At 70.9% G+C, this 12,634-nt stretch carries 12 protein-coding genes, 1 tRNA gene and 1 pseudogene; 9 read left to right on the forward strand and 5 right to left on the reverse strand.

What is annotated here, in order from left to right; genetic code table 11:
• Window positions 1-32 precede the first annotated feature (32 nt).
• On the reverse strand, window positions 33-899 hold the full coding sequence (locus VH969_RS26240) for an NAD(+)/NADH kinase (protein WP_331978861.1): 867 nt from the start codon (window positions 897-899) through the stop codon (window positions 33-35).
• A gap of 205 nt (window positions 900-1,104) precedes the next feature.
• Window positions 1,105-2,049 carry a DNA-3-methyladenine glycosylase family protein gene (locus VH969_RS26245; RefSeq protein WP_331978863.1) on the reverse strand — a complete coding sequence of 315 codons (945 nt, stop codon included), beginning with the start codon at window positions 2,047-2,049 and terminating at the stop codon, window positions 1,105-1,107.
• A 32-nt stretch (window positions 2,050-2,081) separates the two neighbouring features.
• Between VH969_RS26245 and VH969_RS26250 the strand changes: the two genes are divergently transcribed.
• Window positions 2,082-3,053 carry a helix-turn-helix transcriptional regulator gene (locus tag VH969_RS26250; RefSeq protein ID WP_331978865.1) on the forward strand — a complete coding sequence of 324 codons (972 nt, stop codon included), beginning with the start codon at window positions 2,082-2,084 and terminating at the stop codon, window positions 3,051-3,053.
• Window positions 3,054-3,084: 31 nt separating this feature from the next.
• Here the strand turns inward: VH969_RS26250 and VH969_RS26255 are convergent.
• From VH969_RS26255 to VH969_RS26265, 3 genes are all read right to left on the reverse strand, one after another.
• A tRNA-Val gene (locus tag VH969_RS26255) sits at window positions 3,085-3,159 on the reverse strand.
• A gap of 7 nt (window positions 3,160-3,166) precedes the next feature.
• A complete protein-coding gene (locus tag VH969_RS26260; protein WP_331978867.1) occupies window positions 3,167-3,622 on the reverse strand; it encodes a peroxiredoxin in 456 nt (151 codons plus the stop codon).
• Between the two features lie 68 nt (window positions 3,623-3,690).
• Complete coding sequence (locus VH969_RS26265) at window positions 3,691-4,122, reverse strand: DUF3052 domain-containing protein (protein ID WP_331978869.1); 432 nt, start codon at window positions 4,120-4,122, stop codon at window positions 3,691-3,693.
• Window positions 4,123-4,302: 180 nt separating this feature from the next.
• Between VH969_RS26265 and aceE the strand changes: the two genes are divergently transcribed.
• From aceE to VH969_RS26305, 8 genes and pseudogenes are all read left to right on the forward strand, one after another.
• Complete coding sequence (aceE, locus tag VH969_RS26270; RefSeq protein WP_331978872.1) at window positions 4,303-7,101, forward strand: pyruvate dehydrogenase (acetyl-transferring), homodimeric type; 2,799 nt, start codon at window positions 4,303-4,305, stop codon at window positions 7,099-7,101.
• Window positions 7,102-7,668: 567 nt separating this feature from the next.
• On the forward strand, window positions 7,669-8,094 hold the full coding sequence (locus VH969_RS26275) for a hypothetical protein (RefSeq protein ID WP_331978874.1): 426 nt from the start codon (window positions 7,669-7,671) through the stop codon (window positions 8,092-8,094).
• Window positions 8,088-8,315, forward strand: a complete 228-nt coding sequence (locus VH969_RS26280; protein WP_331978876.1) for a helix-turn-helix transcriptional regulator — start codon at window positions 8,088-8,090, stop codon at window positions 8,313-8,315. The genes VH969_RS26275 and VH969_RS26280 overlap by 7 nt, the downstream gene beginning before the upstream one ends.
• Window positions 8,312-9,277, forward strand: coding sequence for an NAD(P)-dependent alcohol dehydrogenase (locus tag VH969_RS26285; protein ID WP_331978878.1), 966 nt, complete (start codon window positions 8,312-8,314; stop codon window positions 9,275-9,277). The genes VH969_RS26280 and VH969_RS26285 overlap by 4 nt, the downstream gene beginning before the upstream one ends.
• Before the next feature lie 9 nt (window positions 9,278-9,286).
• Window positions 9,287-10,459 (forward strand): PucR family transcriptional regulator, encoded by a 1,173-nt coding sequence (locus tag VH969_RS26290; RefSeq protein WP_331978880.1) that lies wholly within the window; start codon window positions 9,287-9,289, stop codon window positions 10,457-10,459.
• Window positions 10,460-10,593: 134 nt separating this feature from the next.
• A complete protein-coding gene (locus VH969_RS26295; RefSeq protein WP_331978888.1) occupies window positions 10,594-11,532 on the forward strand; it encodes an ACP S-malonyltransferase in 939 nt (312 codons plus the stop codon).
• Window positions 11,529-12,503, forward strand: a complete 975-nt coding sequence (locus VH969_RS26300) for a beta-ketoacyl-ACP synthase III (RefSeq protein WP_331978882.1) — start codon at window positions 11,529-11,531, stop codon at window positions 12,501-12,503. Before VH969_RS26295 ends, VH969_RS26300 begins: the two co-directional genes overlap by 4 nt.
• Before the next feature lie 26 nt (window positions 12,504-12,529).
• Window positions 12,530-12,634: pseudogene (locus tag VH969_RS26305) on the forward strand (acyl carrier protein); the annotation flags it as partial.

The raw sequence follows: 12,634 nt of genomic DNA on the forward strand, positions 1-12,634 counted from the left end.
GTTACCGGTTGCCGGTTGGCAAACGGGTGACCTCAGGCCGGGTCGCTGCCCGGAATCTCCGCGGAGTCGGTCAACCGGAGCTTGCGCCGCGCCCGCTGGTAGAAGGTGGTCAGCCCGAGGCGCACGACTCGCGCGGCATCGGGACGGGCCAGCAGCTCGATGCGATCGCCGGGCCCGACGTAGCCGGCGACCTGCCCGTCCACCTCGACGGCGAGCCGGCCGCTGGTCGGCAGGATGTCCAGCGCCACCGCGTCGTGTACCGACAGCACGACGCCGCGGCTGTACGCCGAGTGCGGCGCGGCGGGGGTCACCAGCAGCGCCTCGACGGTCGGGCTCGTGATCGGGCCGCCGGCGGAGAAGCTGTACGCGGTCGAGCCGGTCGGGGTGGCCACGACGACCGCGTCGGCCGCGTAGCTGACGAACGGGTGGCCGGCCACGCGGACCGCGACGACCGCGCTGCCGTCCCCCGGCACGCGGACCACGGCGACGTCGTTGAAGGCGGTCACGGTCGTGTCGCCGAGCGCCGCGTCGACGGCGAGCCGCGACTCGACGGTGAACTCCTTGCCGTCGATCGCCGAGAGCGCGGCTGGCAGGTCGGGCACGTCGACCTCGGCGAGGAAGCCGAGCTTGCCCAGGTTCACCCCGAGCACCACCGCGCGCTGCCCGTCGGCGAGCCGCATGGCGCGCAGCATCGTGCCGTCGCCGCCGAGGCTGACGAGCAGGTCGGAGCGCCCACCGAGCTCGGCCGGGGACACGCCGCGCGCCGCGCAGTTCAACCGCTCGAGCTCGTCGACCATGCCGAGAACCTCGACGTCCCGGCTCTTGGCCCAATCGAGAATCGCATCCACCGCGGCCGCCGAGTCGCGCTCCGGATGCAAGACCATGCCAACCGCATGCATGGCAGAAAGTGTGCCCGCGTCGAGTGGAAACCGCCTGCCCGCAGGCAGGATCGTCGGCGCTGCAGGACCTGGTCCGCGGCCGCCGGCGGTCGCCTTGGTCTGGTTGACGCTCCACCTGGCCGACAGCCTGCAGGGCTCGCACAGAGGTCCCGGCCGGCGTGGCTGACGCTTCGGTGCCCTCATCGCCCGTTGACGTATCACGCGGCTACCCGGCCGCGCCTGAACCATCCCCAGACCCGCCAAGCCGGACCGTGTCCTGTGTTCGAGCCGTTCGTCCACCATGGACCTTGGAGGGACGTCGCCGTTCGGACAGTTGCAGCAGGACCGCGCACCACATCCGGTACGGCCGCCACGACGCGGTGATCGCCTCGATCCGTGCGCGGTCCGGTTCGGACGGCAGCTGGTACAGCCGTTCGATCCCGGTTCGGGTGATGCGCTCGTCCGGTACCGCGTCGACGACGCCGGCCCCACGCAGCACAATTCCGGCGGCGAAGAACTCCCCGATTCCGCGCAGCCGACGCACCTGGCCGAGCGCCTCGACGGCCGGCAGTTCGCGCAGCCGCCGACGATCGAGGTCACCGTCCAGGGCGGCCCGGGCAATGCCGTGCAGGCGGCGCATCTTCTCCTCGCTCACGCCCGGGACGGTGTGCAGCTCCAGTAGCCGCTGCGGGGTGGGGAACGAGTGCAGCCGCACGCCGGCGACGGTGATCTGGTCACCGTGCCGTTCGGCGATGCGCTGTCGGATAGCCCGCCCCTGCGCGATGCGCAGCCGGTGGCCGAGGACGAACGCACACGCCGCCTCGTACGGCGAGTGGAACAGGACCGGACGCAGATAGTTGTGGTCGCGCTGCAGCCCGCCGATGGCCGGGTCGGCCCGTCCGACCTCGGGGTACCCGGTGCCGTCCACGTCGAGCGACAGCACGGCGAGCGCCTGCCGAAAGGCGGCATCGGGGTCGGGGGTCCCGGCGACCGTGCCGTCGATGCCGCCGTCCGCCCGCTGGCGCAGCAGAACGGCGGCGCTGCTCTGCCAACCCTCGACCGGGAACGCCATGGCGACGTCATGCCGGCCGGTGCCGGCACTCGGCCAGCCGCCGAAGTAGCGATTCTGGTTGAGCAGGTCGAACGGTCCGAGCCAGGTGATACACGACATCGCGTGTCATGTTTTCTCGCTATCGTGACCCCGTGCGTGCTGACCGGCTGCTCTCGCTGATCCTGTTGCTCCAGGCACACGGGCGGCTGCCCGCCACGACGCTCGCCGAGCGCCTCGAGGTGTCGGTACGCACCGTGCTGCGTGATGTCGAGGCGCTTGGCATGGCCGGCATCCCGGTGTACACCGAACGCGGGCGAACCGGCGGGATCCGGCTGCTGGAGGGGTACCGGAGCGGACTCGGCGGCCTGAGCCAAACGGAAGCGACCAGCCTCGCGGTCGGTCAGCGAAGGTTGACCGCCGACCTCGGCCTGGGCGACGCGCTCGACGCGGCGATCGAGAAACTGCTGGGCGCGGGCGGTCATGCGCTGCGCAGCGGGCTCGAACACGGCCGCGGCACCGTGCTCGTCGACGTCGACCCGTGGCTGCGCTCCGGGGAATCGGTGCCGCTGCTGCCGGCGATCCACGACGGCATCACGCGGGGCCGGCGGCTCGACCTGCGCTACCGCGACGGCGACGACCGCCCGCGCGAGCTGACGGTCGATCCGCTCGGCCTGGTCGCCAAGGCCGGCGTGTGGTATCTCGTGGCGCGGGAACCGGTACGCGAAGCGTCTCCGACGCCGGAGCCGCGCCTGCTGCGGGTGTCCCGGGTGCAGTCGTGCGAGGTCGGCCCGCAGCCGGCGACCCGGCCCGAGGGCTTCGACCTTGCGTCGGCCTGGGCGCGGCTGCGCGGCACCGTGGAGCACCGCCGGCGCGAGCTGACGGTCACCGTCACCGTCGCTCCCGCGGCGTCGGGCATGGTGCGCCGGCTGCTCGCCACGAAGATCCGTTCCGACGAACCGGCGCACGGGGGATCCGTTCTCCGGCTTTCCTTCGCCGCGGTCGGAGAGGCGGTCGGCAGCCTGCTCGGCCTCGGCACCCGGATCGAGGTCGTGGACCCGCCGGCGGTGCGCGCGGCCTTGCGCACGGCGGCGCACGAAGTGGCACAGCTGTACCGGGAAGACTGAGCGGGAAGACTGACCGCTCCACTTGGGAGAATGGTGGGCGCAGCAGGACTCGAACCTGCGACCGCTCGGGTGTAAGCCGAGTGCTCTTCCGCTGAGCTATGCGCCCCGTCGCGTCACGGTAGGGCGGCCACCGCCTTCTTCCATGCCTCCTGGTCCCGCGGCTCGCCGGGGCCGTTGACCTCCGCGAAGCGGACCACGCCCTCCCGGTCGATCAGGAAGGTGCCGCGGGTCGCCATGCCGGCCGCCTCGTTGAACACACCGTACGCGGAGGCGACGGACCCGTGGGGCCAGAAGTCCGACAGCAGCGGGAACTGGTAGTTCTGCTGCTGCGCCCACGCCTTCAGGCTGTACGGCGTGTCGACCGAGATGCCCAGCACCTGTACGCCCGCGTAGTCGCCGAACTCGTCGCGCAGCTGGCACAGCTCGCCCTGGCAGATACCGCTGAACGCGAACGGGTAGAAGACGAGCAGCACGTTCGACGTCCCGCGGAAGGACGCGAGCGACACCTGCTGGTTGTTGTAGTCCCGGAGCGTGAACTCCGGCGCCTTCGACCCGACCTCGACCGCCATGCCGCACTCCTCCTGCTGTTCGTCCACCGGGATGCGGCGCCAGCCTAGGCCACCGCCCGGCGGCCGTCTCAGCGCTTGGACTTCGCGGACTTCGGCGACACCAGCCGCGTGGCCGACCAGTCGGGCCCGACGCTCACGCTCGACGTCTGCGCCAACCCGGCGGTCGGCACCGCCTCGGCTATCTCGCTCGGCTCGACGTGGCCGTCGCGGCCCGTCTTCGGGGTCAGCACCCAGATCACACCGTTGTCGGCGAGGGGGCCCATGGCATCCATGAGGGCGTCGACCAGGTCGCCGTCTTCCTCTCGCCACCACAGCAGAACGACGTCCACGACCTCGTCCGCGTCCTCGTCGAGAAGATCGCTTCCGATGCGCTCCTCGATGTCGGCGCGCACGTCGTCGTCGACGTCCTCGTCCCAGCCGATCTCCTGGACGACCATGCCCGGGTCGATCCCGAGCCTTTCGGCGACGCCGAGCTTCCCGGCGTCTCCCGCGGCGACCACGGCTCCTACTCCTCCTTGCCATCGCGGTGGCCAGCCACCGCCCGACGGTATTGAGACAGCGAACACTGATCGTGCCCACCTGCGCAACCACCCACGCCGGGTTTACCGGTACTCACCAGTACCGATGACGCGGGCAGCCGTCGAAAAGAGGACAATGGCGGTGATGGCAGAGTTAGCGGCATGAGCGCAGGCACTGGAGATCCCTTGGCTACGCAGAACAGCGGAAACGGCCGGAACCGGCCCGAGCGGGTGCGGGTCATCCGCGACGGTCTCGCGGCCCACCTCCCGGACATCGACCCCGACGAGACCGCCGAATGGCTCGAGTCGTTCGACGCCATGCTCTCCTCGGGGGGCCAGGCGCGGGCCCGCTACCTGATGCTCCGCCTGCTCGAGCGCGCGCGGGAGAGCCGCGTCGGCGTGCCTTCGCTCACCAGCACGGACTACGTCAACACGATCCCCACCGACCGCGAACCCTGGTTCCCGGGCGACGAGGAGGTCGAGCGCCGCTACCGCGCCTGGATCCGCTGGAACGCGGCCATGACCGTGCACCGCGCGCAACGCCCCGGTGTCGGCGTCGGCGGGCACATCTCCACCTACGCCTCCTCCGCGACTCTCTACGAGGTCGGCTTCAACTGGTTCTTCCGCGGCAAGGACCACCCGGGCGGCGGCGACCAGGTGTACTTCCAGGGCCACGCCTCGCCCGGCATGTACGCGCGCGCGTTCCTCGAGGGCCGCCTGTCCGCCGACCAGCTCGACGGCTTCCGGCAGGAGTTCTCGCACGGCGGCCCGGGCGCCGGCCTGCCGTCGTACCCGCACCCGCGGCTGATGCCGGACTTCTGGGAGTACCCGACGGTCTCGATGGGCCTGGGCCCGATGAACGCGATCTTCCAGGCCCGGTTCAACCGGTACCTGCACGACCGCGGCATCAAGCAGACCAACGACCAGCGCGTGTGGGCGTTCCTCGGCGACGGCGAGATGGACGAGCCGGAGTCGCGCGGCCTGATCCACGTGGCGGCCAACGAGCACCTCGACAACCTCACGTTCGTGATCAACTGCAACCTCCAGCGGCTCGACGGGCCGGTGCGCGGCAACGGCAAGATCATCCAGGAGCTGGAGTCGTTCTTCCGGGGCGCGGGCTGGAACGTCATCAAGGTCATCTGGGGCCGCGAGTGGGACTCGCTGCTGGACGCCGACCGCGACGGCGCGCTCATCAACCTGATGAACACCACGCCCGACGGCGACTACCAGACCTACAAGGCCAACGACGGCGCGTTCGTCCGCGAGCACTTCTTCGGGCGCGACCCGCGCACCAAGGAGCTCGTCACGCCGATGAGCGACCAGGAGATCTGGAACCTCAAGCGCGGCGGGCACGACTACCGCAAGGTCTACGCGGCCTACCAGGCGGCCACCGAGCATCACGGCCAGCCGACGGTCATCCTCGCGAAGACGATCAAGGGTTACGGGCTCGGCCCGCACTTCGCCGGGCGCAACGCGACCCACCAGATGAAGAAGATGACCCTGGACGACCTGAAGCTCTTCCGGGACTCGCTGCGCATCCCGATCTCCGACGAGGAGCTGGAGAAGGACCCGTACCTGCCGCCGTACTACCACCCGGGCCCGGACTCGCCGGAGATCCAGTACATGCTGGAGCGGCGCCGCCAGCTCGGCGGGTTCGTACCCGAGCGGCGGGGGAAGGCCAAGCCCCTCGCGCTGCCCGGCGACAAGGTCTACGACGTGGTCCGGCGGGGCTCGGGCAAGCAGGAGGTCGCCACCACGATGGCGTTCGTCCGGCTCGTCCGCGACCTCGCGAAGGACCCGGAGGTCGGGCCGCGGCTCGTGCCGATCATCCCGGACGAGGCGCGCACGTTCGGCATGGACTCGATGTTCCCGACGCAGAAGATCTACAACCCGCACGGCCAGGGGTACACGTCGGTCGACGCGTCGCTCATGTTGAGCTACAAGGAAAGCGAGCAGGGCCAGATCCTGCACGAGGGCATCAACGAGGCCGGCTCGAGCGCGTCGTTCATCGCCGCGGGCACGTCGTACGCGACGCACGGCGAGCCGATGATCCCGATCTACATCTTCTACTCGATGTTCGGCTTCCAGCGCACCGGCGACAACCTGTGGGCCGCGGCCGACCAGATGACGCGCGGGTTCATCCTCGGCGCCACCGCCGGGCGCACCACGCTCACCGGCGAGGGCCTGCAGCACAACGACGGGCACTCGCTGCTGCTCGCCGCGACGAACCCGGCCGTGATCGCCTACGACCCGGCGTGGTCGTTCGAGATCGCCCACATCGTGCGCGACGGCCTGCGCCGGATGTACGGCGAGCAGGCGGAGGACATCTACTACTACCTGACCGTCTACAACGAACCATACGTCCAGGCGCCGGAGCCCGAGGGCCTCGACGTCGAGGGGTTGCTGCGCGGCCTGTACCGGTACCTGGAGGCGCCGTCGGGTTCCGGCCCGCGGGCGCGCATCCTCACCTCCGGCGTGGCGATGCCGTGGGCGCTTCGGGCACGCGAGCTGCTCGAGTCGGAGTGGGGCGTGCGGGCCGAGGTGTGGTCGGCGACGTCGTGGGCGGAGCTGCGCCGCGACGCCGTGGACACGGACCGGCACAACTTCCTGCACCCGGAGGCGGAGCCGCGCCGGCCGTACGTCACGCAGGTGCTGTCCGGCGGCTCGGGCCCGGTCGTCGCGGCGACGGACTGGATGCGCGCGGTGCCGGACCTGATCCGCCCGTGGGTGCCGACCGACATGCTGACGCTGGGCACCGACGGCTTCGGCTTCTCGGACACGCGCCCGGCCGCGCGGCGGCATTTCCTGGTCGACGCCGAGTCGATCACGGTCGGCGTGCTGGCCGCGCTCGCGCGGCGGGGCGACGTGGAGAAGTCGAAGGTGACCGAGGCGGCGCGCAAGTACCGCATCGACGACATCTCCGCGGCCGGGCCGCAGACGTCAGACCCCGGAGTGGCCTGACGCTGCGTGAGCGCCTGACCTGCGCTGATGAACCGTTAGCACGATAGGGTCATACCGCTGGCGACCTCTCCCCGGTCGATCCATAGTGGAGTTACCGGTGGGGACCGGGGAGAGGGACCGCCCGGCGGCGTGCACATCGCCGCGCCGGGCGGTCCGCGGGTCCGGCTGGTCGGTGCTGTTCGGCGCCTTCCCGGTGCGGGGACTTCTTTCCGGGAGCGACCCCCCAGACCCCACGGTGCGAGCTCCTCCTGATCCGGCGCTGGTCAGTTTTGCGTTTGACCAGCACTGGTTGCTTTTGTTGCTCTCGCTTCGCTTCGAGCTGTTCCTGTTGCTCTCGCCTTCCCCTGCCCGGCCTCCCCTTCCGGACCGCTCGCTCGGCTCCTTCCCCGGTGCGTCCGCGGCCCGTGGCCGCTCCGCCCTGGCGCTTCTTGGCCGTCGCTCCGGACTCCGCCCCGGCCGTCTCCTTCGTCCACTCCGTGGGCCAGCCGCATGGAGCGTAAAGAATATTTGACATCGTGTCGGCCGGGTTCTATATTGGCGGTGTCAAAGTTGTTTTACATCGGAGCGATGGCGTACGAGGAGAAGCGGGCCTGGATCATGTTGGTGGTCGCTGTCGTGGCCTACGTCGGGTATCTCGTCGCCGTGCTCGGACGGGCCGGGGACGCACCGCTCGCCGAAGTTCCTTACGCGGCAGGGCTTCTGTGGTCCATCGGGGCCTCGATCGTCGCCGGGATCGTGCTCGGGATCGTCGCCGGGATCGCTTCGCCCAGGGGGCGGCGGACCGACGAGCGCGACCGGGAGATCGTGCGGTTCGGGGAGAACATCGGGCAGTCGTTCGTCGTCATCGGGGGTGTCGCCGCGCTGCTGATGGCGATCTTCGAGGTCGGGTACTTCTGGATCGCCAACGTCGTCTACCTCTGCTTCGTCCTCTCGGCGGTCCTCGGCTCCATCGCCAAGGTCGTCGCCTACCGCTGGGGGTTCCAGCGGTGGTGAAGCCGACCAGGGTCACCAACACGATCCGCGCCCTGCGGTTCGCCGCCGGGGAGATGACTCAGGCGGACCTCGCGGACCGCGTCGGGGTGACCCGGCAGACCATCATCGCCATCGAGCAGGGGCGGTACTCGCCGTCGCTGGAGATGGCCTTCCAGATCGCCCGGGTGTTCAAGGTGCCCCTCGACGAGGTGTTCCAGTACCCGGAAGGAGACCAGAAATGAAGGCAATCGTTCAGGACGCCTACGGCGAGGCCGACGTCCTGCGCTTCGAGGACATCGACAGACCCACGCCCGGCCAGGGCGAGCTCCTCGTCGAGGTGCGCGCCGCCGGGGTGGACGCCGGCGTGTGGCACCTCATGGCCGGGCTCCCGCTCATCGGCCGGCCCGCGATGGGCTGGCACAAACCGAGGATGCGCGTGCGCGGCCTCGAGCTCGCCGGCCGCGTCGCCGCGGTCGGCGCGGGCGTGACGCGCTTCAAGGAAGGCGACGAGATCTTCGGCACCGGCTGGGGCGCGTTCGCCGAGTACGTCACGGTGCGCGAAGACCGGGCCGCGCGCAAGCCGGCCAACCTCACGTTCGAACAAGCCGCCGCCGTGCCGGTGTCCGCCTGCACCGCGCTGCAGGCGTTGCGCAAGAAGGAGAACGCCGGGCGCGTGCTCGTGATCGGCGCCGGCGGCGGGATCGGGACCTACGCCGTCCAGCTCGCGAAGGCCGGCGGCGCGCACGTCACCGGCGTCTGCAGCACCGCGAAGGCCGACCTCGTCGAGAAGCTCGGCGCCGAGGTGATCGACTACACCAAGGAGGAGATCACCGGCACCTACGACCTGATCCTCGACATCGCCGGCAACCGCCGGCTCCGCACGCTGCGCGAGCACCTGACGAGCGACGGCACCCTCGTGTTCGTCGGCGGCGAGAACGGCGGCCGCTGGCTCGGCGGGCTGCAGCGCAACCTCGGCGGGCTGCTGCTGTCCCTGTTCGTCAAGCAGAACCTGCGCGGGCTGTTGGCCACCGAGCCGGCCACGGACCTCGAACGGCTGCGCGAGCTCATCGAGGCCGGCACGATCACGCCAGTGCTCGACCGGACCTTCCCGCTCGCCGAGGCCGCCGACGCGGTCCGATACCAGCACGCCGGGCGCGTCCGAGGCAAAGTCGTCGTCGTCGTTTCGCCCCAGGTCGGCCTATAGGGTCGACCCATGGCGAAGGTGTCGTCGGCAACCCTGGCGTCGCTCGACCGCGCCTCCGGCAAGATCGCCTCGCTCGCCCTGTCCTCGATGGACGAGCAGTTCGCCTGGTTCGGCCGCATGCCCGCCGACCAGCGGGCGAGCGTGCAGCTGATCGCGCAGACCGGCGCGGCCGGGTTCACCGCCTATGTCCGCGACCAGCGCGAGGCCATCCGCCTCACCGCGGACGCGTTCCGCCAGGCGCCACGCGAGCTGTCCCGGTGGATCAGCCTCCGGCAGACCGTCGAGCTCGTCCGCGTCGCGCTGCAGGTCATCGAGCGGGAGGTACCCGACCTCGCGGCCGACACGGACGAGCGGCACTTCCTCACCGAGGCCGTGCTGCGCTACGGCCGCGAGGTCGCGTTCACCTCCGCCATGTCCTACGCCTCCGCCGCCGAGACCCGCGGCGCCTGGGACGCCCGCCTGGAGGCGACGGTCGTCGACGCGATCGTCCGCGGCGACGCCGAGGAGTCCCTGCTGTCCCGCGCCGCCGCGCTCGGCTGGGACCCCGACGCGCCCGCGACGGTCCTCGTCGGCAAGTCCCCCTCCGACGACCCGCCGACCGTCCTGTACGAGGTCCGCAGCCGCGCCGCCCGCACCGGCCGGTCGGTCCTGCTCGGCGTGCAGGGCAGCCGGCTCGTCGTCGTGCTCGCCGGCGACACCGAGGAGCCGACCAACCAGGTGCTGCGCAGGATGTCCACCTCGTTCGGCGAGGGGCCGGTGGTGGCCGGGCCGACCGTGCCGACGATCGCCGACGCGCACCGCAGCGCGGCCGACGCGCTGTCGGGCCTGCGGGCGGTCGTCGCCTGGCCCGCTGCGCCGCGGCCGGTCCGCTCGACCGACCTGCTACCCGAGCGCGCGCTGGCCGGTGACCCGGAGGCGGAGCGGCAGCTCATCGAGCAGATCGCCCGGCCGCTCGAAGAAGCGGGCGGCTCGCTCCTCGACACGGTCGAGACCTACCTCGAGGCGGGCGGCGTGCTGGAGACGTGCGCGCGGCTGCTGTTCGTGCACCCCAACACGGTCCGCTACCGGCTCCGCCGGGTCGCCGAGGTGACCGGCCACAACCCGAACCTCGCCCGCGACGCGCTCGTGTTGCGGATCGCGCTGGCTGTCGGCAGACTGTCGCGATCACGTGGCTTGTGGTAACCAAGCACACAACGCAGAACCGCCTTTACCGTTCATTTGGCGGTAACCTTTGTATGATTCCTACAAAACGCTTGCCGCGACTTCGTGACTGTCGACATGCCGTCAAGGGCTAGGGAGCGTGTGTAGTGGACACCGTGTTCGCGCTACTCGCCCCAGGGCAGGGCTCCCAGACTCCCGGCATGTTCGCTCCGTGGCTCGAGCTCGAGGGCACCCGTGAGCGGGTCGCCGGGTGGTCCGAGCTGACCGGTCTCGACCTCGTCGAGCTCGGCACCACCGCCGACGCCGACGCGATCAAGGACACCGCGATCACCCAGCCGCTGGTCGTCGCGCTCGCGCTGCTGGCGTTCGAGGAGCTGGAGCGCCGGCACGAGCTGCCCGCCGACGTGCTCGTGGCCGGGCACTCCGTGGGCGAGCTCGCCGCCGCCGCGATGGCCGGCGTGCTCAGTGCCGACGACGCCGTGGCGCTCGCCGCCGTGCGTGGCCGGGAGATGGCCGCCGCGTGCGAGCTCGCGCCGACCGGCATGGCCGCGGTCATGGGCGGCGAGCCCGAGCAGGTCGTGCGGTGGCTCGCCGAGTACGACCTCGTGCCGGCCAACATGAACGGCGCGGGCCAGATCGTCGCCGCCGGCGCGCTCGGCTCCATCGACAAGATCGTCGACGACAAGCCGGACTTCGTGAAGAAGGTCATCAAGCTCAAGGTCGCCGGCGCGTTCCACACCCACTACATGGAGCCCGCCCGCGACGCGATGCGGGAGAAGGCCGCCGGCATCACGGCCGCCGACCCCGCGCGCACGCTGCTGTCCAACGCCGACGGCGCCGCGGTGCAGAGTGGGAGCGAGATGCTCGGCCGGCTCGTCGAGCAGGTCACGCTGCCCGTGCGGTGGGACTCCTGCATGGCGACCATGGCCCGGCGCGGCGTGCACGCGCTCGCCGAGCTGCCCCCGGCCGGCGCCCTGACCGGGCTTGCCCGCCGCGAGCTCTCCGGCGTCACCATCGTCGGTCTGAAGAAGCCGGAAGATCTCGACAAGGTGGCCGCCGCACTGGCGAGCGGCACCGAGGAGACGACCGAATGATCGAGCTGCGACTCCCCAAGGGCTCGCCGGGGTCCCGGATCCTCGGCATCGGCAGCTCCCAGCCGGAGCGTGTCGTCACCAACGACGAACTGTCCAAGATCATGGACACCAACGACGAGTGGATCCGCGAGCGGGTGGGCATCGCCGAGCGTCGCTTCGCCGCGCCGGAGGACACCGTGGTGTCGATGGCCGTGGACGCGGGTGCCAAGGCGATCGCCGCGTCCGGCCTCAACCCGTCCGACGTGGACACCGTGCTCGTGGCCAACTGCACCACGACCGTGCCGATCCCCAACGCCGCGGCCCAGGTCGCCGAGCTCATCGGCGCCAAGGCGGCCGGCGGGTTCGACCTCAACGCCGCGTGCGCCGGGTTCTGCTACGCGCTCGCGGCAGGGTCGGACATGGTCCGCTGCGGCTCCGCGGAGAAGGTGCTGGTGATCGGCGCGGAGAAGCTGACCGACGTGGTCGACCCGGTGGACCGCTCCACCGCGATCATCTTCGCCGACGGCGCGGGCGCCGCGGTGGTCGGCCCGAGCGACGACACGGGCATCGGCCCGGTCGCGTGGGGCACCGCCGGTGACCTCGTCGAGACGATCACGATGCCCAACGGCAAGCACATCTACCAGGAGGGCCAGTCGGTCTTCCGCTGGGCCACCACCAAGATCGCGCCGATCGCGATGCGGGCCCTCGAGCTGGCCGGGGTGCAGCCGTCCGATGTGGACGTGCTGATCCCGCACCAGGCGAACCTGCGCATCGTCGAGGCGATCGCCAAGCGGCTGCGCAAGGCGGGCGCGCGGGAGGACATGGTCGTCGCGGACGACATCGTGACCTCCGGCAACACCTCGTCGGCGTCGATCCCGATAGCGATGGACCACATGCGTGCGGCGGGCCGGGTGCACTCCGGCGACGTCGCCCTGCTGATCGGCTTCGGCGCCGGGCTCTCCTACGCCGGCCAGGTCGTGATCTGCCCGTAGTTTCCCCAACAGAAAGAGAGAAACCCATGGCTGACAAGCCCACCGACGAGGAGATCCTGGCCGGCCTGGCGGAGATCGTCGAAGAGGTCGCCGGCGTCGAGGCCGACGAGGTCACCGCCGACAAGTCCTTC

This window comes from Actinophytocola sp. (genome assembly GCF_036555685.1).
In the GTDB taxonomy this organism is placed as follows: domain Bacteria; phylum Actinomycetota; class Actinomycetes; order Mycobacteriales; family Pseudonocardiaceae; genus Actinophytocola.

Bases quoted from the DNA above. Each gene is read 5' to 3' on its own strand.
- aceE (WP_331978872.1), top strand. From the start codon at position 4,303: ATGAGCGCAGGCACTGGAGATCCCTTGGCTACGCAGAACAGCGGAAAC.
- VH969_RS26240 (WP_331978861.1), bottom strand. From the start codon at position 899: ATGCATGCGGTTGGCATGGTCTTGCATCCGGAGCGCGACTCGGCGGCC.
- VH969_RS26275 (WP_331978874.1), top strand. From the start codon at position 7,669: ATGGCGTACGAGGAGAAGCGGGCCTGGATCATGTTGGTGGTCGCTGTC.
- VH969_RS26260 (WP_331978867.1), bottom strand. From the start codon at position 3,622: ATGGCGGTCGAGGTCGGGTCGAAGGCGCCGGAGTTCACGCTCCGGGAC.
- VH969_RS26245 (WP_331978863.1), bottom strand. From the start codon at position 2,049: ATGTCGTGTATCACCTGGCTCGGACCGTTCGACCTGCTCAACCAGAAT.
- VH969_RS26290 (WP_331978880.1), top strand. From the start codon at position 9,287: ATGGCGAAGGTGTCGTCGGCAACCCTGGCGTCGCTCGACCGCGCCTCC.
- VH969_RS26300 (WP_331978882.1), top strand. From the start codon at position 11,529: ATGATCGAGCTGCGACTCCCCAAGGGCTCGCCGGGGTCCCGGATCCTC.
- VH969_RS26285 (WP_331978878.1), top strand. From the start codon at position 8,312: ATGAAGGCAATCGTTCAGGACGCCTACGGCGAGGCCGACGTCCTGCGC.